General features: G+C 65.6%; 16 protein-coding genes. 7 read left to right on the top strand and 9 right to left on the bottom strand.

From position 1 onward, the window contains the following. Positions 1–323: 323 nt before the first annotated feature. Positions 324–761, bottom strand: coding sequence for a hypothetical protein (locus tag VGT00_02195; GenBank protein ID HEV8530209.1), 438 nt, complete (start codon positions 759–761; stop codon positions 324–326). Positions 762–998: 237 nt separating this feature from the next. On the opposite strand from VGT00_02195, the gene VGT00_02200 reads away from it, so the two are divergent. From VGT00_02200 to VGT00_02215, 4 genes are all read left to right on the top strand, one after another. After that, positions 999–2,267 carry a glycosyltransferase family 4 protein gene (locus VGT00_02200; protein ID HEV8530210.1) on the top strand — a complete coding sequence of 423 codons (1,269 nt, stop codon included), beginning with the start codon at positions 999–1,001 and terminating at the stop codon, positions 2,265–2,267. A gap of 100 nt (positions 2,268–2,367) precedes the next feature. Beyond that, positions 2,368–4,002 (top strand): hypothetical protein, encoded by a 1,635-nt coding sequence (locus tag VGT00_02205; GenBank protein ID HEV8530211.1) that lies wholly within the window; start codon positions 2,368–2,370, stop codon positions 4,000–4,002. Positions 4,003–4,433: 431 nt separating this feature from the next. Further along, positions 4,434–4,940 carry a DUF4114 domain-containing protein gene (locus tag VGT00_02210; protein ID HEV8530212.1) on the top strand — a complete coding sequence of 169 codons (507 nt, stop codon included), beginning with the start codon at positions 4,434–4,436 and terminating at the stop codon, positions 4,938–4,940. Between the two features lie 613 nt (positions 4,941–5,553). Beyond that, positions 5,554–6,591, top strand: coding sequence for a hypothetical protein (locus tag VGT00_02215; protein ID HEV8530213.1), 1,038 nt, complete (start codon positions 5,554–5,556; stop codon positions 6,589–6,591). 179 nt (positions 6,592–6,770) lie between these two features. Here VGT00_02215 and VGT00_02220 read toward each other — a convergent pair whose 3' ends face one another. The 8 genes from VGT00_02220 to arc form a co-directional block, all read right to left on the bottom strand. Continuing rightward, complete coding sequence (locus tag VGT00_02220; GenBank protein ID HEV8530214.1) at positions 6,771–8,033, bottom strand: Glu/Leu/Phe/Val dehydrogenase; 1,263 nt, start codon at positions 8,031–8,033, stop codon at positions 6,771–6,773. Continuing rightward, entirely contained in the window at positions 8,033–10,186 is a 2,154-nt protein-coding gene (glgX, locus tag VGT00_02225; protein ID HEV8530215.1) for a glycogen debranching protein GlgX, read from the bottom strand. Before glgX ends, VGT00_02220 begins: the two co-directional genes overlap by 1 nt. A gap of 5 nt (positions 10,187–10,191) precedes the next feature. After that, positions 10,192–12,393 carry a 1,4-alpha-glucan branching protein GlgB gene (gene glgB, locus VGT00_02230; protein HEV8530216.1) on the bottom strand — a complete coding sequence of 734 codons (2,202 nt, stop codon included), beginning with the start codon at positions 12,391–12,393 and terminating at the stop codon, positions 10,192–10,194. A 31-nt stretch (positions 12,394–12,424) separates the two neighbouring features. After that, the gene (gene pafA, locus VGT00_02235) at positions 12,425–13,780 is read right to left on the bottom strand and encodes a Pup--protein ligase (protein ID HEV8530217.1); all 1,356 of its coding nucleotides are present in this window, start codon (positions 13,778–13,780) and stop codon (positions 12,425–12,427) included. 67 nt (positions 13,781–13,847) lie between these two features. Next, positions 13,848–14,540, bottom strand: coding sequence for a proteasome subunit alpha (gene prcA, locus VGT00_02240; protein ID HEV8530218.1), 693 nt, complete (start codon positions 14,538–14,540; stop codon positions 13,848–13,850). Then, positions 14,540–15,352 carry a proteasome subunit beta gene (gene prcB / locus VGT00_02245; GenBank protein ID HEV8530219.1) on the bottom strand — a complete coding sequence of 271 codons (813 nt, stop codon included), beginning with the start codon at positions 15,350–15,352 and terminating at the stop codon, positions 14,540–14,542. Before prcB ends, prcA begins: the two co-directional genes overlap by 1 nt. Beyond that, positions 15,349–16,848 carry a depupylase/deamidase Dop gene (gene dop / locus VGT00_02250; GenBank protein HEV8530220.1) on the bottom strand — a complete coding sequence of 500 codons (1,500 nt, stop codon included), beginning with the start codon at positions 16,846–16,848 and terminating at the stop codon, positions 15,349–15,351. The genes prcB and dop overlap by 4 nt, the downstream gene beginning before the upstream one ends. Positions 16,849–16,925: 77 nt before the next feature. Then, positions 16,926–18,677, bottom strand: coding sequence for a proteasome ATPase (arc, locus tag VGT00_02255; GenBank protein HEV8530221.1), 1,752 nt, complete (start codon positions 18,675–18,677; stop codon positions 16,926–16,928). Between the two features lie 516 nt (positions 18,678–19,193). Here arc and VGT00_02260 point away from each other — a divergent pair. The 3 genes from VGT00_02260 to VGT00_02270 are packed head-to-tail and all read left to right on the top strand — an operon-like array spanning position 19,194 to position 22,582. Beyond that, a complete protein-coding gene (locus tag VGT00_02260) occupies positions 19,194–20,765 on the top strand; it encodes an ABC transporter substrate-binding protein (GenBank protein HEV8530222.1) in 1,572 nt (523 codons plus the stop codon). A gap of 43 nt (positions 20,766–20,808) precedes the next feature. Continuing rightward, entirely contained in the window at positions 20,809–21,825 is a 1,017-nt protein-coding gene (locus tag VGT00_02265; GenBank protein ID HEV8530223.1) for an acyl-CoA thioesterase, read from the top strand. A 4-nt stretch (positions 21,826–21,829) separates the two neighbouring features. Then, entirely contained in the window at positions 21,830–22,582 is a 753-nt protein-coding gene (locus VGT00_02270; GenBank protein HEV8530224.1) for a YebC/PmpR family DNA-binding transcriptional regulator, read from the top strand.

The raw sequence follows: 22,582 nt of genomic DNA on the forward strand, positions 1-22,582 counted from the left end.
GCGGAACCGGTGTACCGCCTCCGGGCTCGGCATGTTGCGCACAGGCCCACGCCTGCGGCATGACCCGGCGCGAGCCGGGCTCTCTCGTGATGTGCTACGCGACGCTGCGCACCATCAGGAGCTCACCGCGCCCGATGGCGCCCTGTTGAGCCAGGCGGAGTCTTCTCCATGACACCTCCCCGATTGTGAGCGTCAAGACCGGAGGTGGCGCCTCCACTCCCGTCACGTTCAGTCAACTCCGGCCGGACGTGTGCTGTCAAGCCCTCGTGACGTGGCGCGCGAGCTGCGCGGGCTTCGCATCACGAAAGCTTGACGCCCTGGCCTCACTTCGGCGGCACGGACACCGACAGCGTCTGATCCGGATTGCGTTTCAGCTTCAAGGTCACCGCCCTCGCATGCAGGGGGAACAAGGTCAAGGACGCCGTGTCTTCCTGGTCGAGGGTGAGAAGAATGGGACGGCGCTCTATCTCCACCACCCGGGAGGCGGGCTTGCTGAATTCCTGGAAGATGACGAAGATGTGAGCAGTTCGCCCGTCCGCCCCCGCGAAGTACCAGATCGCGCTGCCGCTCGCCGGCGGCTCGGACCATCGCGTTTCGTTTGCGATCACGCCGCCGGGGGGGACCCGCTCGAGATTCACTTTCAGTGAGAACGACCAGTGGAATCCCGCTCGCCCCGTCTCGATCACCGTCCACTCCGGCTCGGCAAAGGCCGGCGATACCAGCGCCATCCCAAGAAGCCATGCCCCAAGGAGCCGCATCATGATCCTGATCCCCCTATGATGAGATTGCTCTGATTGAACAAGAGGGGCCCAGTCTATCGCAATGGAGTCTGGTACGGGTCGCAGGAGTAGTGCGGAAAAAATCCCGCTCCGACCAATCCCCGGTATCCTCCCCCGATTTTTGTCGCCCCTCGCGGCAGGGGCTCATCACGCCCGCCTGAACTGACGGGCCTTTGCGCGAGAGGAGCCAATGGAACGCCCCTTGCTCCACGGGTGAGCATGCGCATCGTGCATGTGACTCCCGGCTACTGGCCCCGGCGGGGAGGCGAGCAGGTCTACGCTCGGAGGCTATCCGAAGGGCTGGCCTCGCGCGGGCACCACGTGACCGTCCTCACGGCGCGAGGCCTTGAAGCGACGGACGGGGTCCCGCCTCCGCCGTCGGGGCTCCCCCACCCGCCGCAAGTTCTGCATTTCACCGAGAACGGCGCCTTCCACCGCTTCTTGAAGGTTCCCGGGGCTCAGCGCCTCCTGGGCGCCCTTCTCCCCCAGGACCGAATCAGGATGATGGACGGCGGCCCGCTCAGCGCGCGGCTCTTCGTGGAGCTCCTGCGGAGCAAGGCGGACATCGTGAGTGTCCTCGGATGGCGGGCAAGCCTTCTGCCCTTCAAGGTCGCGATGGCGAAGAGGCTCAGGAGATGGCGGATGGTGGGGATTCCGATGTTCCACACGGAGGAAGCCTGGAGCCGGGAGGATGTCTACCCGCCCCTGCTCAGCCGGTGTGACGCCATCGTCGCGAACACCGGCTACGAGAAACAGTTCGTCGAGGGCCGCATCTCTTCGCCGACCCGGGTGCTCGTCGGGGGCGCCGGGATCGATCCGCACGCCTTCTCCAAGCGGGACGGGCGAAAGATCCGAAGCCGCCATGGCCTGCGTGGGGGCCCCGTGGTCGGCTACGTGGGCCGCGTCGTTCCCTCCAAGGGCGTCACCGCGCTCATCAAGGCCATGCGCGTCGTCTGGCAGTGGAATCCCGAGGTGCGGCTCGTCCTGGCGGGGCCAAGGATGTCGGGGGGGAGGGCGGCGGATCGGGAGGTGGAGCTGGCCCTCGCCCGGCTGCCGGAGGCGGAAAGGTCTCGAGTCCTCTTGCTGGGCGAGTTCGACGAGGAAGACAAGGCCAGCATCTTCGACAGTCTCGACGTGTTCGCCATGCCATCGATCGGAGAATCGTTCGGCATCGCATACCTCGAGGCGTGGATGTGTGGCAAACCGGTCATCGGCGCCAACGTCGGATCGACCCCCTCCGTCATCCGAAATGGCGTGGACGGCCTCCTCGTGAACCCGCAGGACCCACGGCACATCGGAGAGGCCATCGTGAGGCTGCTGAAGGATCCTCCGGAGTGCGCTAGACTCGGCCAGGCTGGCTACACACGGACGACGTCCGAGTTCACGTGGGACAGAATCATCGACCGGATCGAGGGCCTCTACAAGGAGCTGGCATCTCCCGAGCCTATCCCGGCACCCGCGGCGGCAGCCCGGCGGGCTTCCAGCTGAGGGAGGGGCAGCCGGGCGGAGGCGCCGAGGACGTGATGTCCCGTCCGCGCGCTATCAGATCCTCGTCGTTCGGAGTCTCATCATCCAAGAGGGTAAATTGATGCGGCGCACGTGTATGGTAGCGGTGGTGTTCCTCGTACTCTGCGGCACCGCTCACGCCCAGCATACCCACCACGCCACCAAGCCGAGCGGGCCGGAGACACCCGCGACGCTCGTGCGCGGTCTGGGCTCGCATCATCATCCCGTCTCCACCACCAGCCCCGAGGCGCAGAGATTCTTCGATCAGGGCCTGCGCTTCGTGTATGCCTTCAATCACGACGAGGCCGTGCGATCGTTCAGGCGCGCGGCCCAGCTCGACCCGCAGATGGCCATGGCCTACTGGGGCATTGCCCTCGCCTTCGGTCCCAATATCAATCTGGAGGCCGAGCCGGAGAGGGAGAAGGCGGCCTACCAGGCGGTGCAACAGGCCCTTGCCCTCGCCGGGAAGGCGCCGACAAACGAGCGCCTGTACATCGAGGCGCTCGCCAAGAGATATACGGCCACGGCAGGCGTCGAACAGGGAAAGCTCGCCCTCGACTACCGGAACGCCATGGGCGAGCTCGTCAAGCGCTATCCCGACGATCTCGACGCGGCCACGCTCTTTGCCGAAGCCGGCATGAACCTGCGCCCCTGGCAGCTCTGGACGGCTGACGGCAAGCCCGCGGAGGGCACCGAGGCGATCGTGGCGACCCTGGAGTCCGTGCTGAGGCGAGATCCGAACCACGTCGGCGCGATCCACTACTACATCCACGCGGTGGAAGCGTCACCCAATCCGGAGCGGGCCCTCGCCTATGCTCCCAAGCTGGCCTCCCTGGCCCCGGCGGCCGGACATCTCGTCCACATGCCTGCCCATATCTATCAGCGCACGGGAGACTACAAAGCCGCCGCCCGGAGCAATCATGAGGCGGCGCGCGCGGACGAGGCGTATATCAGGTCCCGCGGGGTGCAGGGTCTATACCCCGTGATGTACTACAGTCACAACCTGCATTTCCTCGCCGTCGCGCACAGCATGGCGGGACGGAGCGCCGACGCCTTGGCTGCCGCGAAACGACTCGAAGCCCATGTGGTCTCGCAATTCAAAGAGATGCCGATGGTTGAAGGCTTCATCCCGACGTCGACCCTGCTCCTCGTGCGCTTCCGGAAATGGAAGGAGATCCTCAAAGTCCCGAGCCCCGATCCGTCGATGCTCACCACGTACGCTTTCTGGCACTTCGCTCGGGGATCTGCCTTGGCGGCGCAGGGCGAGGTGGCCAAAGCCGACAGCGAGCGCACGGCATTCCGCGAAGCCGTGAAACGCGTTCCCGAGGACGACGGCGCGCAGGCGACGCTGAAGGTCGCCGAGCGGATGTTGAGCGCCCGGATCGCCGCTTCGAAGCGCGAGAACAAGGCAGCGATCGAGCTCCTTGGCAAGGGTGTGGAGATCGAAGACTCGCTCCCTTATGGCGAGCCGCCCGCGTGGTACTCGCCGGTACGCGAGTCTCTGGGCGGGCTGCTGTTGCGAGAGGGACGGTATGCGGAAGCCGAAGCCGTATTTCGCGCCGACCTCGAGAGAAACAGACGTAGCGGTCGATCTCTCTTCGGCTTGATGGCCGCCCTGAGGGGTCAGGGGAGGGCCTACGAGGCCAAGCTCGTCGAGGGGGAATTCGAGAAGGCCTGGGCGGAGGCAGACACGAGGCTGAGCGTCGAGGATCTCTGAGCCGGCACGCCATCCGGGCGGCCCTCGCCACGAAGACCGGGCATTCGAAACCGTAGGATGTTGTAGGGGAACCCGACAGTAGCACGAGAGAGTTACCCGACGGAATTCACGAGCAATGGCAGTCGTTTGCCCAGATACCAGGGAAAATCATCCAACGATGTTCCAGCGAGAACGTCGGAAGAGTTTACGCGCAACCAATAGATCATTTGCCAATTGAACTGAAGTTGCTGTTTTGACGGCTTATTCCTTCGTACGACCATCTTGGCATAGTGTCTGCTCATACTCGTGGCCGGTGTCGAACTTGACCGTAAAAGGAGCTACGTGACCCTATGCCGATAAAGAATTCTCTCGGAAGAGCGAAGCCCGCGGGGGTCCTCGTGGCCCTCGTGCTTGGACTGACTCTTTCCACCACAGCCACTGCGGCGCCTATCTTGGGTCAGCAGATCTACTACGAGGGCGGGGATGTCCAGGTCACCGTCTTGCCGTATAGCGCGGCCTACACCAGTCAGGTGATCCTGTTTTCGACGCCCTCTCCCCTCGTCATAGCCAACAGCTCGCAGGTGGGGCAGGTCGTGAACCTTGGCAATCTGGCCGCCCTGTACGGCATCACTCCAGGAAGCGAGCTCATCTTCGGAATCCTCGTCCTGAACACGGGAAATACCTTCAAGATGGGGCCCGGCGGACGGAATCCCGATGGTGTCGAGCACGTCATGGTGGACTATACGGAAGGCGCCAGCGAAGACTACGCGTTTCTGGGATTTGAAGATCTCTTCGGAGGTGGCGACCAGGACTACAACGATGCCAACTTCCAAGTGGAGGGCGGAATCGGTTTTGTCCGGACGCCCGAGCCTTCTTCGCTGGCTCTGCTCGTGCTTGGTCTGGCCGGTCTAGGCGCCTGGTCCCGTTCGCTCTCCAAGGGAGCTCGTCTCAATATCTGAGGGGCTCTCTGAAGTAGTTTCGGTAGTCCTGCCACACTGATACTTCGTCGGGCATTACGCCAACGTAGTCCCCACCTCCCTCGGGCAGCCTTCCAGCGCCCTGTCAAACCGGTCACGCGCAAGTCATTGACATTGCGTATGGAGACGAGCTGGCACGGCTTCTGCGTTACGGGGGCCCAGTTGACGGGCTGCCCAAGCTACCTGGTGCGATGAAGAGGAGGAAGCGGCCATGGAACTGGAGACACTGGTCGGCTACCTGGTGGCGCTCGCTCTGCCCCTCTGGCTCCTGGTGGAACTCGTCACGCACCCGTGGAGATCGGAGCAACCCGAGAAGCCTCGCGAGTCGGATTGGCTCCCCGGCCCGCCTGTCCCTAAAGAGTCATCGACAACCCACCGCGTTCGGGCCACGAAGCTGGAGCATCCGCGCAGAGCCGCATAGCGAATCCTGGCGTCGACCTCAGATAGACGCTTTTCTCTCTCAGTAGCTCGAGAGGCATCGCCCCGCCCACTACGATGGCCGCTTGATCGCTGAAGGTGCGAGCCGTCGATCCGCCGGCGCACACGTCGACCGACTATAATCGACGGGATGAGGTGGATGGTACGGGCTCGTGCTGTGGGTTTCCTCGCGACCAGCCTCATGACCGGCCTGGCGGCGGGGCCCGTTGCTCCGGCCGCTGAGCCCGCGGGTAGTGAGGTGCTGGACCTCCTCCAGATCTCAGCCGCAGAGGGCCGCCGTCTCGTCAGCGGGGAGATCGTGTCTTATCCGGTCAGCGAGTTCAGCGAGAGGGAGCTGGCAGTGGGGCTTGCCATGTTCGTGCCGGGCCCGGTGAGCCGCGTGGCCGAGTATTTGAGCTCGGGGCAAGTGATAGCCCGTGACACCACGATCTCCGAGTTCGGGATCGTGCCGGAGCCCACGGGCACGGAGCCTCTCCCGGGAACCCCGCTCGTCAAGGGCGATCGGGACGAGGCCGGCAGCCTTCTCGACGCCTCGCCCGGCACGCGATTCAACCTGTCCACGGCCGAGATCGCGACGCTGCGCGCGCTCCGGGACACGACGGGAAGCATGTCGCAGGCGGGAACGGCCGAAAGGGTCTGGGACGTGTATCGCGGGCTCCTGCGGCAGCGGCTGCAAGCCTATCAGCAAGGCGGTCTCGCCGCTCTCGCCCCGTATACGCGGAGCGGGGGAGCGATCACCGACCCCGCGACCGAGTTGCGGTTGGCCATCGCGGATGTCGATCGCGCAGGACGCGACGGTCCCGAGCTCCACGACACGCTCTTGCGATATCCCGCCGCTCAGTCCCCGCGCCTGCTCCATCGCTTCTACTGGCTCAAGCGGCAAGTGCAGAGACGGCCGGATCTCAGCCTGCTTCATCAGATCATCGCGGCGGGCTCCGGTCCGACCGTCCATGTCGAGCGCTACTTCTACGTCGGGCACTCTTACAATGCCGCGCAGATCATCACCGGCGCCCTCGCGTACCAGCACGGCGCCGTGGTCTTCTGCACGAGCCGTTTCTCGACCGATGAGGTCCTGGGCGTGGGGAACCAGCTGAAGCGGTCGATCGGACGCACCCAGCTCCGAGACGAGATGCGCAAGCGGCTGGAGGGGATCCGTGCGTTCCTAACCCGCCCCCCCTCCACCGAGAGCCCCTAAATTTCCCGCAGGCGGCTCCAAAAGGTCCAGATGCGAGGCGGCGCCCGAAGGTCGCACGCGAGGCGTAGTTCTCACTCAGCCCTCGCCTCGCGGCTGCGTCCCTCAGCTCGAACGGCCATGTACGTTGAGCGTGCGACCGAGTGCGCCAACGAAGCAGATGGGCCTTTTTCAGCCGCCGCCTAGGGATAGAGGCCGCGGACCTGGTGGGCGTCGGCCACGCGTCGCACGCCCTCCATGAGGGCGGCCGTGCGCAGGTCGACGTGCTCTTTCTTCGAGATGTTCCACACGCGGGCGAACGCGCGCGCCATGATCTCCTGCAGGCGGCTGGTGATCTCACTCTCTTTCCAGAAGAAGAACTGCAGGCCCTGCACCCACTCGAAGTAGGACACGACGACGCCCCCGGCATTGGCGAGGATGTCCGGGATGACCAGGATGCCGCGATTGTGAAGGATGACATCGGCCTCGGGCGTGGTGGGGCCGTTGGCGCCCTCGACGACGATCTTGGCCTGGATCCGGTCGGCGTTGTCCTCGCGGATCTGCGACCCCGTGGCCGCGGGCAGCAGGATGTCGCACGGCTGCTCGAGGATGTCCTTGTTGGAGATGGCGTCGGCTCCAGGGAAGCCGCTGACGCTCCCCGCCTCCTTGCTGTGCTGCTCGAGGGCCCGGACATCCAGCCCCTGGCTGTTCCAGACACCGCCTCGGTAGTCGCTCACGCCCAGGATCAGGGCCCCGTCGCGCCAGAGCATGCGCGCGGCCACTCCGCCCACATTGCCGAAGCCCTGGACGACGACCTTCCTGCCTTTGATCTCTTGTCCCAGGCGATGGACGGCCTGGTAGAGCACGTAGACGATGCCGCGTCCTGTCGCTTCACGGCGACCCGCGGAGCCGCCGACGAGGAGCGGCTTGCCCGTGACGACGCCCGGCACGCTCTTCCCCTGGGTCATCGAGTACGTATCCATCATCCAGGCCATCGTCTGCTCGTCGGTGCCCAGGTCGGGGGCGGGGATGTCGAGATCGGGACCGATCATCAGGATGATCTCCGCCGTGTAGCGGCGGGTCAGCGCTTCCAGCTCTCGCTTCGACATGTTGCGCGGGGTGCACCGCACGCCGCCCTTGGCGCCGCCATAGGGCAGGCCCATGAGCGAGCACTTCCAGCTCATCAGCATGGCGAGCGCGCTCACCTCGCCCATGCTGACCTCGGCGTCGTAGCGCAGGCCGCCCTTGGTCGGGCCGAGTGCCGTGTTGTGGTGGACGCGATAGCCCATGAAGACTTCCGTGTGCCCGCTGTCCATTCTGACGGGGACCGAGACCACCAGGGCCCGGCGCGGGTAGCGGAGGCGGATGTGCGTGTCATGGTCGAGATGCAGACGCTCCGCCACCTGGTCCAGCTGAGCCACGGCGGTCCGGTGCATCTCGGATTCGAATTCCGGCATCTCGGCCATCACACGGACTCCCGCGGGTGCAGGCGAAGCACGGCCAGGCTGCGGCCCTGGAGCGGATATGGCTGGCCGTCCTTGAAGCGGCGACCCTCGGCGACGGGTGGCTGCCAGTCGCGCGTGTCCAGGACGGGCTCCCACGCGCCGCCCTCGTGATCCGGGAGCACGAAGGGTACCGGCTCGTCGTGCGCGTTGAGCAGGATGAGGAACGTGTCATCCGAGATGGGCAGACCCTCGTCGCTCATCTCCTCGATGGCATCGCCGGCCAACTGCAGGCCGAGGCCGGGGCTGAACGAGTGGGACCACTCCTCGTCCGTCATCTCGGTGCCGTCGGGTCGGAGCCATGAGAGGTCCTTGACGGCCGAGCCGCGGATGCGCCGGCCCTGGAAGAAGCGGCGGCGCTGGAACACGGGGTGATCCAGGCGGAAGCGGATGAGGCGGGCCGTGAAGTCCAGGAGGCGGCGGGCCGAGGGCCCGAGCGGCCAGTCGTACCAGGAGATCTCGTTGTCCTGGCAGTAGGCGTTGTTGTTGCCGCCCTGGGTACGGCCGATCTCGTCGCCGCCGGAGAGCATGGGCACGCCCTGCGAGAGGAGGAGGGTGGCCAGGAAATTGCGCTGCTGGCGTCCGCGAAGGGCCAGCACGTGCGGGTCATCCGTCGGACCTTCGACGCCGGAATTCGAGGACGCATTGTCGTCAGTTCCGTCACGATTGTCCTCCTGATTGGCCTCGTTGCGCTTCTGCGTATAGGCAACGAGGTCGGCCAGGGTGAAGCCGTCGTGCGCCGTGACGAAATTGATGCTGGCCGACGGGCGCCGCCCCCCTTGCTCGTAGAGGTCGCTCGAGCCCGTGAGGCGAAAAGCGAGCTCGGCGACCTGGCCCCACTCGCCCTTCCAGTAGCGCCGGATGGTGTCCCGGTACTTCCCGTTCCACTCCGCCCAGCCCGGCGGGAAGTTGCCAACCTGATACCCACCCTCCCCGAGATCCCACGGCTCGGCGATGAGCTTGACCTGGGAAATGACCGGATCCTGGTGGATGACGTCGAAGAAGGATGAGAGCCGGTCCACGTCGTGGAGCTCGCGGGCCAAGGCCGAGGCGAGATCGAAGCGGAAGCCGTCCACGTGCATGTCCAGCACCCAGTAGCGCAGGCTGTCCATGAGAAGCTGGAGGGAGCGCGGGTGGGTGAGGTTCAGCGTATTGCCGCAGCCCGTGAAGTCACGGTAGCGACTTCGGTCGCCGTCTTCCAGGCGATAGTAGGCGGAGTTGTCGATGCCCCGAAAGCACAGGGTGGGACCACGGTGGTCACCCTCCGCGGTGTGGTTGTACACCACGTCGAGGATGACCTCGATGCCGGCCTCGTGGAGGCGCTTGACCATGGTCTTGAACTCGCTGACCTGCTCGCCGCGAGCCCCCGTGGAGACGAAGCGGGAGTCCGGCGCGAAGTAGCCGACGGAATTGTAGCCCCAGTAGTTGTCGAGCCGACGGTCCTGGAGCGGCTTCTCGCTCACCGAATGGTGCACGGGCAAGAGCTCCACGGCGGTAACCCCGAGACGCGTGAGGTGCTCGAGAGTCGGGGGGGCGGCCAGGCCGGCGTAGGTGCCACGAAGCGGGCGCGGGATGTCCGGATGACGCGCGGTGAATCCCTTGACGTGCACCTCGTAGATCACCGTCTGGTGCCACGGCGTGCGCAGGGGGCGGTCCTCGCCCCAGGAGAAGGCGGATTCGACGACGACGCACTTGGGCAGATAGGGCGCGCTGTCGCGGGGATCGGGCTCGCGGCTCGTGTCCGCCTCGCCCGGTCGGTAGCCGCACAGGGCATCGTGCCAGCGCAGGCTGCCCGCGATGGCTCGGGCATACGGATCGAGCACCACCTTGGCTGGATTGAAGCGATGGCCCTCGGCCGGCTCATAGGGTCCGTGGACGCGGTAGCCGTAGAGAAGGCCCGGGCGCGCCTCGGGAAGATCGACGTGCCAGATCTGATCGGTGCGCTCGGTCACGGCGATGCGGGCGATCTCACGGCCGGTATCTTCCGAGTGGAAAAGGCAAAGATCCACCGCAGTCGCCTGCTCACTGAAGAGCGCGAAGTTCACGCCGGAGCCGTCCCACGTGGCGCCGAGCGGATACGGCCGCCCCGGGCGAGTGCGGAAGGAGGCGGAAGGCACGGAGATCAGCCCTCGCTCGGGGAGAGCCACACGGCGGCGAGCGGAGGGAGGGTAAGCAGAACCGAATGAGGCTGGCCGTGCCAGGGAACCGGCTCGCCGACCACGCCTCCGCGATTGCCCATGTCGCTGCCGCCGTAGTAGGCGCTGTCCGTGTTGAGGATCTCCCGGTAGAATCCGCCCCGCGGCACGCCCACGCGATACCCGTGCCGCGGCACCGGCGTGAAGTTGCAGACGCACACCGTGAGGTCGCCCGGCCTCCGCCCGAATCGCGCGAAGGCCACGATGCTCTGGTCGGCATCGCTACAGTCCATCCAGGCGAATCCCGCGGCCTCGCAATCCAGTTGATGCAGCGAGAGCTGCCCCCGGTACTGCCGGTTTAGGTCCGCCACCAGCCGCTGAACGCCTCGATGGTACGGCCCCTGGTCGAGCAGGTGCCAGTCCAGGCTCTTGTCGTGGTTCCACTCGTCCGACTGTCCGAACTCCCCGCCCATGAAGAGGAGCTTCTTGCCGGGATACGCCCACATGAAGCCGTAGAGCAGGCGGAGGTTGGCGAAGCGCTGCCAGTCGTCGCCCGGCATCTTGCGGGCGAGCGAGCGCTTGCCGTAGACGACCTCGTCGTGGGAGAGGGGCAGGACGAAGTTCTCCGTCCAGGCATACAGCAAGCCGAAGGTGAGCTGGTTATGGTGATACTTCCGGTGGACGGGCTCGTTGCGCAGGTAGTCGAGCACGTCGTGCATCCAGCCCATGTTCCACTTGAGCCCGAACCCGAGTCCACCGAGATGGACGGGCCGCGAGACCATGGGCCACGCCGTCGACTCCTCGGCCACCGTGACCACGCCAGGGTGCACGGCGTACACGACCTCGTTCAGGCGCTTGAGAAAGGCGATGGCCTCGAGATTCTCGCGTCCACCGAAGACGTTGGGCACCCACTCGCCGGCCTTGCGTGAGTAATCGCGGTAGATCATGGAGGCCACCGCGTCCACGCGCAGCCCATCCACGTGATAGCGCTCCAGCCAGAAAAGCGCGTTGCCGAGGAGAAAGTTCGCGACCTCGCGCCGACCGAAATTGAAGACGCGCGTGCCCCAGTCGGGGTGCTCGCGCTCGCGCGGATCGGCGTGCTCGTAGAGGTGCGTGCCGTCGAAGTACGCGAGCCCATGCGGGTCCTTGGGGAAGTGGGCGGGCACCCAGTCAAGGAGGACCCCGATGCCGCGCCGGTGCAGGCGATCCACAAAGGCCATGAAGTCGTGGGGGCGGCCGTAGCGGCGCGTGGGCGCGTAGTACCCGATGGTCTGGTATCCCCACGAGCCGTAGAAGGGGTGCTCCATGACGGGGAGCAGCTCCACGTGGGTGAACCCCATCTCCGTGGCATGGTCCGCGAGCTGGTCGCCCAGCTCCTGGTAGCTGAGGAACCGGTTGCCCTCCCCCGGCACTCGTCGCCAAGAGCCCAGATGCACCTCGTAGACGCTCATGGGGGCATCGAGAGCCTGGCGGCGGGAGCGCTCGGCCAGCCAGGCGCCATCCCCCCAGGTGAAACCGTCGAGCCGTTCGACCACGGAGGCGGTGCGCGGCTCCTCTGGCTCGAAGCCGAAGCCATAAGGATCACTCTTGAGGGCCAGGGGCGCGCCGGATCGGGACACGATTTCGAACTTGTATCGGGCGCCTTCGGGCACGCCGGGCAGGAAGAGCTCCCAGATGCCATTGCCGGGATGGAGCCGCATCGGATGGCTGCGCCCGTCCCAGCCATTCCAGTCGCCCACCACGGATACCCGCTTCGCATTCGGCGCCCAGATGGCGAAGATGATGCCCCCCACGCCTTCGAGCGTCGCCGCATGCGCGCCCAGCTTGTCGTAGATGCGGTAGTGGGTACCCTCACCGAGCAGGTGGAGGTCAAAGCCCGAGAGGGTCGAAGGGAAACAGTACGGGTCTTCAATCTCTGCCGTATGTCCCCCGCCGTACGCCGCGCGGAGATGGTACCGGACGGGAAGGCGGCCGGGAATCTCACCCTCCCAGAGACCGGCGGGATGCAAGGATTTGAGCGGGTGCGAAAGCTTGGTGCCGTCGAGCGGGACCACGGACACCTCGACGGCGCCGGGCAGGAAGGCCCGGACGATGACCCCGTCCGTGGCGGGATGAGGGCCCAGGATGGCGAAGGGATCGCCGTGCTCTCCGCTGACGAGGGCCTGGACGGTTTCGCGGGAAAGGCTCATGAACGTCGATCCCGGTCCGGGGACGGCGGAACTAGAAGGAGCGGATGAGGCGCTCCACCCGCTCGTCGTGGCTCTGGAACGGGTCCTTGCAGAGGATGGTCTCGCGCTCGGGGTCGTTGAGCTTCAAGTACACCCAGTCCACGCGGTAGTCCTTGCCTTTGAGGTTGGCCTGCCGGATGAACTCGCCGCGCAGCCGCGCGCGGGTGGTCTGCGGCGGGATGTGCTTGGCGCGCTCGATGATGTCGTCGCTGGTGATGCGATCCACCATGTCGTGCTTCACGAGCTGGAAGTACACGCCCTTGTGCGGCCGGATGTCGTGGTACTGCAGGTCCATGAGCGAGACCTTGGGGTCGCGCCAGGACAGGCGATGCTTCTCCATGAAGGACTCGATGATGCGCTTCTTGATGACCCAGTCGACCTCGCGATGCAGCTCCATGGGGTCCGTATGCAGCGCCTCGATGACGTGGGTCCAGCGCCCGAGGACGTCCTTGGTCACGGGGTCGGCGTCGATCGACTGGACATATCGCGTGGCGTGCTCCAGGTATTCCGTCTGCAGCTGGAGCGGGGTGATGGTGCGCCCATCCTTGAGCCGGACCGTCTCGCGCAGGGAAGGGTCGTGGCTGATGTCCCGGATGGCCTGGACGGGGGACTGCAGACTGTAGTCCCGGTCGAAGAACCCGTCCTCGATCATGTCGAGGATGAGGGCGGTGGTGCCCACCTTGAGGTAGGTGGCGACCTCGGACATGTTCGAATCGCCCACGATGACGTGGAGGCGGCGGTACTTCTCCGCGTCAGCGTGGGGCTCGTCGCGCGTGTTGATGATGGACCGCGAGGAGGTGGTGGCCCCCGAGATCTCCTGGCAGATATGCTGCGCCCGCTGCGAGAGACAGTAGTGGAAGCCCCGGGGGGTCTGCAGCACCTTGCCCGCGCCCGCGAAGATCTGGCGGGTGACGAAGAAGGGGATGAGGCCCTCGGCCAGACGCTGGAACGACACGTCGCGGCTGACCAGGTAGTTCTCGTGACAGCCGTAGGAGTTGCCGGCGGAATCGGTGTTGTTCTTGAAGAGGAGGATATTGCCGGAGATCCCGTCCTCGCGAAGCCGCTTCTCCGCCTGATGCAGGAGATCCTCGACGATGCGCTCGCCCGCCTTGTCGTGGATGACCAGGTCGGCGATGTCGTCGCACTCGGGGGTCGCATACTCGGGATGGAAGCCCGTGTCGAGATAGAGCCGCGCCCCATTCTCGAGGAAGACATTGGCGTTCCGCGCCCCCGGGATGACCTTCTCGAAGAGGTAGCGGGCGACGTTGTCGGGCGAGAGACGCCGCTGGCCGTTGAGCGTGCACGTCAGACCGTACTCGTTTTCCAAGCCGAAGATGCGGCGTTTCATGTGGGCCTCAGCGTAGCAGGGGAGAGGACGGGAGGCAAGGATTGCCTTTGGCCGTCGGGCGGATGCGCTACTTGTCGTCGGCGAGGAGCTGATGGAGCACGGCGGGAGGGATCCGGCGGAACTTGCGGCGCTCCTTACCGCGGTCGAGCACGGCCACTTCCAGGTCACGCTCGGTCAGGGTTTTGTTCTGGGTCACCATGAGGGCCCGAACTCCCAGCTTGACCGCGCCCGAGAAGTCCAGGCCTTCCTGATAGTTGTCCTTGAGATAGCGCCGGATCTCGTCGGACTGCCCACCCATGGCCGCGTAGTTCTTCTCGTCCTCGATGGTGCCGTCATAGAGGATGTGGTAGATCTCATTTTTGGTGCCGTCGCTGTCGCCCACCTCCACCACCAGCACCTCGACCTCGAAGGGCTTGATGTCCTGGGTGAAGATATTGCCGAGGGCCTGGGAGTAGGCGTTGGCGAGGGACTTGGCCGTCACGTCCCCGCGGCTGTACGAGTAGCCTTTGATGTCCGCGTGCCGGACGCCCGCCACTCGGAGGTTCTCGAACTCGTTGTACTTGCCCACGCCCGCGAAGGCAATCCGATCGTAGATCTCCGAGATCTTGTGGAGCAGGGCCGAGGGGTTCTCGGCCAGGAGCAGGACGCCGTCGCGATACTCGAGGGCCACGATGGCCTTGCCGCGCGAGATGCCCTTGCGAGCATACTCCGCCTTGTCCTTCATCATCTGCTCGGGCGAGACGTAGTAGGGCAGCGGCATCAGCTACCCCCTCGCTCGGCGAGGATGGCTTCGCAGTAGCGGCGGATCTCCTCGTCGGAAACCTCTCCGAAGCCCGAGCGGGTGATGGTCTTGACCGTGGGATAGATCCCGCGCTGGAGATCCGGCCCCCCCGTGCCCAGATCTTCGTCGGCCGCGTCCATCAGGGCCTCGATGGACACCCGCACCGCCTCGTCTTTGGACAGGTCACGCTTGAAGCGCTTCTTGAGGGAGTCCCGCGCGTCCTTGCCCCCCGAGCCTTGGGCGAAGTAGTCGGTCTCCTCGTACCGGCCTCCCGTGACGTCGTACTTGAAGAGGCGCCCCACCCCCGCGCGCTCGTCGAAGCCCGCGAAGATGGGCACCACCACGAGGCCCTGCATGGCCAAGGGCAGGTTCATGCGGATCATCTGGCCGAGCTTGTTGGCCTTGCCATCGAGCGAGAGATTCTCACCCTCGACCTTCTCGTAGTGCTCGAGCTCGGTCTGGAAGAGACGCGCCATTTCCATGGCGGGCCCCGCCGCGCCCGCGATGCCGATACCAGAGAGATCGTCCGACCTGAAGATCTTTTCAATGCGACGGGAGGCGACCTGGTACCCCTCGCTGGCCTGGCGGTCGCCTGCCATGATCACGCCGTCGCGGTATCGGAGGGCGAGAACCGTGGTGCCGTGGGGGACGGTCGGGGGACTATTCGTCTCCCTCGGCACGTCCTCGCCCTGAGGAAGTAGGTGAGGCGCCGAGTGTCGCAAGACGTCCGCGAAGCTCGAGGTGGCGTACCCGAAGAACACGCCTTCCCAGCGGCTGGGCTTGTCGTTCACACGTCCCCCGCGGGCTTGCCGAGGTTGCGGAGAAGATCGCCGGCCGTGGGGCTGTCGGCGAAGAGCTGGCGGACGTGCGCCTCGGTCCCGCGAAGCGGCTCGAGCATGAAGATCTTCTTGAGCGGGCCTTCCTTGAGGTCGAAGATCACCGAGTCCCACGAGGCGGACACGACTTCGTCGGCGTACTTCTGCAGGCACATGCCGCGGAAGTAGGCCCGGGTGTCCTTGGGCGGGTCATAGATCGCCTTGGTCACTTCGTCCTCGGTGGTGAGCCGCTCGACGGCGTCGGACTCCTCGAGCTTGTAGTAGAGACCCTTGCCCGGACGAATGTCGTGATACTGCAGGTCGATCATGGCCACGCGGGAGTCGGACCACTCGAGCCCGTGCTTGGCCATGTAGCTCTGGATCAGCGCCTGCTTGATCACCCAGTCCAGCTCCCGATCGAGGCTCATGGGGTCCTTGGCCAGCTGATCCAGCACGGTGCCCCAGCGCAGCATGACGTCGTCGACCCACGGCTCGTGCTCGCGTCCGGCGTAGTAGCGCTGGGCCAGGGCGAGGTACTCGCGCTGCAGATCCACGGCGGTGAGCGCGCGGCCATCCTTGAGCCGGAACGTCTCCCGGCAGGTGAGATCCCGCGAGACCTTCCGATACGCCAGCACCGGGCTCTCCAGCGAGAGGTCGCGCTCGATGAAATCGTCCTCGATCATGCTGAGGGCGATGGCCATGGTGCCGACCTTGAGGTAGTTGGAGACCTCGCTCATGTTCGCGTCGCCCACGATCACGTGCAGGCGGCGATAGCGCTCGGGGTCGGCGTGGGGCTCGTCGCGGGTATTGATGATGGGTCGGCTGTGCATCGTTTCCAGACCGACCTCGGTCTCGAGGAAGTCGGCCCGCTGGGAGATCTGATAGTCGCAGTGCTCGGTGTTGTTCTCGGCCCCCACCTTGCCCGACCCCGTGAAGACCTGGCGGCTCACGAAGAAGGGCATGAGGTGCTGGACGATGCGCGCGAAGGGCACCTTGCGGTCCATGAGGTAGTTCTCGTGGGTGCCGTAGGAGTTGCCCTTGGAGTCCGTGTTGTTCTTGTAGATGAGGATCCGCTGCTCGGGCGGCGACACCGCCTCCGCCCGTGAGCGCGCCAGATTCAGGATGCGCTCGCCCGCTCGGTCCCAGATGACGCAATCGCGCGGATTGGTCGTCTCGGGGGAGGAGTATTCAGGGTGGGCGTGGTCGACGTAGAAGCGGGCGCCGTTGGAGAGGATGAGGTTGATCAGGCGCGACTCTTCCTTGGAGGGCGCCTCCTTCTCCTCCATGTACTCGAAGCCTCGCGCGTCGCGCAGGGGGCTCTCCGCCTCGTAGTCCCAGCGGATACGTGAGGACCGGTAGGTCTCGTACGAGTTGATGAGCAGGAGAGACGAGAGAATCGGATTGAAGTCGGGCTGGTTCTTGACCGTGATGCCGTACTCGGTCTCGATGCCCATCACCTTCGGAATCGCCATAAGTCCCCCGGACGCCCTCGTCGAGATGAGAACAAACGGCGGGAGGGGGCGATAGCGCTCCCCTCCCGCCGCGGCGCTTACAGGTACTGGCCGGTATTGATGATGCGCTCGACCGCCCGCTGCTTCTCCTTCGTCTCACCCATGAGCGGCTTGACGTAGACGATACGCTCGCCCTTCTTGCCCGCGATCTTGGCCCAGTCGTCCGGGTTCGTGGTATTGGGCAGGTCCTCGTTCTCTTTGAACTCTTCGCGCACGGCGGCCAGGAGGTCGTCGAGGTTGATGCCCTTCTCGCTCGTCTGGATATAGCGCTTGAGGGCCAGCTTCTTGGCCCGGCGTACCACGGATTCGATCATAGCGCCCGAGGAGAAGTCCTTGAAGTAGAGGATCTCCTTGTCGCCGTTGGCGTAGGTGACCTCGAGGAACCGATTCTCCTCCTCCAGGCTGTACATCTCTTCCACGGCGGCGGCGATCAGACGATCGAGGGTCGGCTGCATCTCGCCGCCGTGCTGCTGGAGCTCGACCGCGTGGATGGGGAGGTCGCCCGTCAGGTACTTGTTGAAGATGTCCACGGCCGCGCTGCGGTCCGGCCGCTCGATCTTGATCTTCACGTCGAGCCGGCCGGGACGCAGGATGGCCGGGTCGATGAGATCCTGCCGGTTCGAGGCGCCCACCACGATCACGTTCTTCAGGTGCTCGACGCCGTCGATCTCGGCCAGGAGCTGCGGGACGATGGTCGTCTCCACGTCGGAGGAGATGCCCGAGCCGCGGGTGCGGAAGAGGGCGTCCATCTCGTCGAAGAAGACGATGACGGGGACGTCCTCGGCGGCTTTCTCGCGCGCCTTGATGAAGATCTCGCGGATCTTGCGCTCGGTCTCGCCCACGTACTTGTTGAGGAGCTCCGGGCCCTTGATGTTGAGGAAGAAGCCCTTGACTTTTTCGCCCCGCTTCTCGGAGATCTTCTGGGCGAGATTGTTGGCCACCGCCTTGGCGATCATGGTCTTGCCGCAGCCCGGGGGGCCGTAGAGCAGGACGCCCTTGGGCGGCGTCAGCTGATGCTCGCGGTAGTAATCGGCGTACAGGTACGGCAGCTCCACGGCATCCTTGATCGCCTCGATCTGGGTGGTGAGGCCGCCGATGTCCTCGTAGTTGATGTCCGGCACTTCCTCCAGGGCCAGATCCTCGACCTCGCTCTTGGGCAGCTTCTCCAGCAGGTACCCGCTCTTGCCGTCCATGAGGATGTGATCGCCGACCTTGAGCTTCACGGAGCGCAGGGGATCGGCCACGATGCCGACCTTGTCCTCGTCGGCGCGAAGGGTCACCACGGCGCGGCCCTCCTCGAGCAGCTCCTTGAGGATGACCACGTCACCCTGGATCTCGTAGCCGGCCGCCTCCACCACGTTGAGGCCTTCGTTGAGGACGAGCTCCTGGCCGGGCTTGAGGGACTCGGCCTTGAGGGATGGATGCAGGTTGACCTTGACCTTGCGCCCCTGGGACAGCACGTTGATGGTGCCGTCCTCGTTCACCGAGAGGTACACGCCGTACGTCGAGGGCGGCGCGCAGAGCTTGTCCACCTCTTCTTTCAGCGAGGTGATCTGCTCGCGCGCCTCGTAGAGCGCATTGACAAGCTTTTCGTTCTGGTTGAACGCCTGCACGAGCTGGCGATTGGCCTCGCGCAGCTTGTTCTCGAGCACCATGAACTCCTTCGGCGCGTCCTCGAGCTTCTTGCGCAGCCGACCCGTCTCGGCCTCGAGCGAATGCACGTAGGCCTGCAGGTCTTGGACCTGCACCTCGTACTCCGTCAGTCGGCGGCGGTAGTTGGAGTCGGACATGGGCAGAAACTTCGACAGTCCCTTCATTCCTTCAGACGACGGCTCCCGGCTTGGAGTCTTTTTCTCGAACTCCTTCATGTTCGCCCGTTCCTTTCTGGCTAGTTCAGCGGGCGCTTCCCTGAGAGCGAACCCCCCGCCCTCTGTGGGTGTGGCCGAAAGTTGCGCTCAGTATAGTGGTCCGTGTCGCGGCAAGTCAAGAGAATTGGGGCCAATTGATCGTTCAGAGCCATTGAAATCATTCGACTTTTCCCACTTCCTCCCTTCGGCAACACCGATGGGTCTCAGCGATGAAACCCAATGCCCAAGAGACCCGTTCCTCGCCCATCCTAGATGGGTCTCTACCTTCTGAGCATAAGGGAAGCACGTTCGGTGCCATCGTCTCGGGCCGACGAGAACGCCCGACCGAGGGCCGAATAGCGCATGAGTTCGCGATGATATTGCGGATTCGTTGAGCAACCGGCGATCCACGTCGGCGCGTGACGCGCCATGTGTCGGTCTTTTTGATATAAGGGCTCCATGTTTCGTCAGTTCGGTGTACTCGCGCTCGTCGCGCTCTGTGCCGCTGGTGCGCCGCCGCCCTCCGACGCTCAAGGACCCACGCTGCGCGTCGGACTGCCATCCATTCCGACCGTTCTCGATCCAGCCACCGCCCTCGAGGGCTCCATGCCCTTCATCGCGCGCCAGGTCTTCGACACCCTCGTCCAGTACCGCGACGGCGGGAGCGATATCGAGCCCGGCCTCGCCACTCAATGGACCGTATCGCGCGACGGGCTGTCCTGGACCTTCCGGTTGCGCGAGGGCGTCCGTTTTCATGATGGCACCCCCCTCCAGGCCCGGCAGGTTGCCGAGAGTCTCGATCGCATCATCATTCCCGCCCATCCCCTGGCGCCGAGCCCCAGCCCCGCCGGCTCGCGGCTCCTTCGCGGCGCTCCCGGGGTAATCAAGGACATCCTCACTCCCGACCAGCGCACGGTGCAGATCAACCTCGTCCTGCCCTATGCACCTCTTCTGACGGTGCTCGCCCATCCCGTGTTCTCGATCGTCCACCCGACGACGGGAGCCACGCGCTGGGTAGGAACCGGACCCTTCGCCCTGGGCGAGGCATACGCCGGCCGACTTGTGCTCGAAGCCAATCCCGCGTATTGGGCGGCGCCGGCCCGTTCACCTCGCGTCGTCCTGAGCGAGACGCCGGACCAGGCGCGGGCCGAAGCCGACCTCGATGCAAGAAGCCTCGACCTCATCGTTCCTGCCGGGCCGCCCCTCCGCATGCAAGGCGCCCTCTCGCTGCCCGGCTGGCGGATCGGCTACCTCGCCATCCAGACCGAGAAGGACCCGTGGCGGCGGCGGAAGGTGCGCCAGGCCTTTGCCGCGGCGCTCTCGCCCGCCATGTTGACGTCAGCCGTCGAGCCGGCCGGCGTGGCGCTCAGAGCTTTCCTTCCACGTGGCATATGGAGCGCGGCGGAGCCGCCTGTCCCGCTCCTCGGCACCGATGCAGGGACGGCACGGCGCCTCATGGGGGAGGCGGGGGCGGGGCAGGCGGTGGTGGCCTCGTTGCTGGCCGATGGCTCCATCGGGCCCGAAGTCCCGCGGGTCGTCGACGCCATCCGTGCCGCCCTCGGCGCGGCCGGCGTCACGGTGAAGCCGCGGATCGAGGCCGGAGATGCCGCGTTCCAGACCGCACAGAGCGGGACGCACGACCTGGCATTCTTCGAGGCCCGCGTGGACGGCGGCGACCCCCATCTCCTCCTCTATCCCCTCTCCACGAGCGAGGGCGCGACCCGCGGGCCCAGCGCGACCAACTTCTCTTTCTATCGCAACGCGCGCCTCGACGATCTCCTGATCCGCGCGAGCCAGATTGCCTTCCGGCCGGAGCGCCAGCGCATCTACGCCCGTGCCCAGGCCTTTCTCGCCGAGGAGCTACCATGGCTACCCCTCTACGTCCGCCTGAACTGGGCTGTGGCTCGTCCCGAGCTCCGCGGGTTTCGCTTGCATCCGAGCGGCAACCATCGCCTCGGCGGCGCCTGGGTCGAGACGGCGACGCCTTCAGCACCGGCTTCTCCATCGATTGCGCCGCCTCGCACCCCCTGACCGCCTCTGCGGCTGGACTTGGGGCGGCCCGCATGATAGACAAATGAAGGACTTACGCCATCCTGGCGCCAACCTCATGCTCACGATCAGCGATACCGTCACCGAGATGGTCCAGTGGGTGTTCCCCGAGCACGCGGGCGCGCCCGGCCAGATCCACGGCGGCCGCATAATGCAGTGGATAGCCACGGTGGGGACCATGGCGGCCGCTCGGGTGGCGCGCGGCCAGGTCGTGCTGGGGGCCATGGACGACATCGACTTTCTTCACCCGGTCAAGGTAGGGGAGATCGCCGTCTTGCGGGCTCAGGTCGAAGCCATCGGGCGCTGCTCGATCGAAGTCGGAGTCAAGGTCTTCGCCGAGAACGTCCAGAACGGTCGCCGCGCCCCGACCCTCAACTCCCATCTCGTCTTCGTGAAAGTGGACGAGGATCTGAAGCCCGTGCCCGTGCCGGCCACGCTGGTGCCGAGAGGACCAGCGGAAGAGGCGCTCTTCGCCGAGGCGCGAGAGCGTCGGCGCCAGCGTCTCGAGCGCCTGGCCCGGCGCCGGGCGGCCGCTCTCGACATCGGCGACGAGGCGGAGGAGGAGCCGCGCTGGACGCTCGAATCCTCGCGCGCGGTGCTGCCCGAGGACACGCTGTTCGGGCACACCATGTTTCCCGGCAAGCTCCTCATGGACATCGACGAGGTGGGAGGCATCCTCTCCATGCGCTACTGTCGCGGCCTCGTCATGACGGCCTGCCTCGACGCCATGGACTTTTTCGCCCCCATCAACACCCACGAGGTCGTCACGTTCAAGGCGGCGCTGAACTATGTCGGCAATTCTTCGCTGGAAGTCGGCGTCAAGGTACTGACCGAGGTGCCCTGGTCGGGCGAGGTGCGGCACGCCTGCACGGCCTATCTGACCTTCGTCCACCTGGGGCCGGACCTCCGGCCGCGACCGTGCCCGCCCTTCACGGCCCAGACGTCGGGCGAGAAGCGGCGCGGGACGGAGGCGGAGGAGCGGCGCGCACGGAGGCTGGAGCGGGTGAAGCGGTTGAAAGCATCCATTCAAGAAGGAAGGTGACGCCATGTCCGGACACTCCCGGTGGTCCCAGATCAAGCGTAAGAAGGGCAAGGCCGACGTGCAGCGCGGGAAGCTCTTTTCCAAGATCCTCCGCGAAATCACCGTGGCCGCGAAGCACGGCGGCGGCGACCCCAAGGGCAATCTCCGGCTCAAGGCGGCCGTGGAGTCCGCCAAGGCCGCCAATATGCCCGCGGACAACATCAAGCGAGCCGTTCAGAAGGGGACGGGCGAGCTCCCCGGCGAGCAGTACGAGGAGATCACCTACGAGGGCTATGGGCCGGGCGGAGTCGCCGTCCTCGTGCGCGTGCTGACGGACAACAAGAACCGCACGGGGCCCGAGATCCGGCACATCTTCGAGAAGCAGAGCGGGCGCATGGGCACGTCGAACTGCGTGGCCTGGATGTTCGACCGCCGCGGGGTCATCCAGGTCGACGGCGAGAAGGCGAAGGAGGACGAGGTGCTCGAGCAGGCCCTCGAGGCCGGGGCCACCGACGTGCGCACGGTGGAAAGAGTTTTCGAGATCACCACCGCCCCTGATGAAATGGAGTCGGTGCGCCAGACGCTCGAGGCCAAGGGATTGCCGGTGCTCGAGGCGCAGGCCTCTATGGTCCCCCAATCCACGGTGCGGGTGGAAGGCAAGGACGCCGCCGCCGTGCTGCGGCTGATCGAGGCGCTCGAGGAGCAGGACGACGTCCAGGCCGTCTATTCCAACTACGACATCCCCGACGAGGTCTTCGACGCCATCTCTGCGGCCTAG

The sequence above is a fragment of the Candidatus Methylomirabilota bacterium genome (assembly GCA_036002485.1).
Classification (GTDB): domain Bacteria; phylum Methylomirabilota; class Methylomirabilia; order Rokubacteriales; family CSP1-6; genus AR37.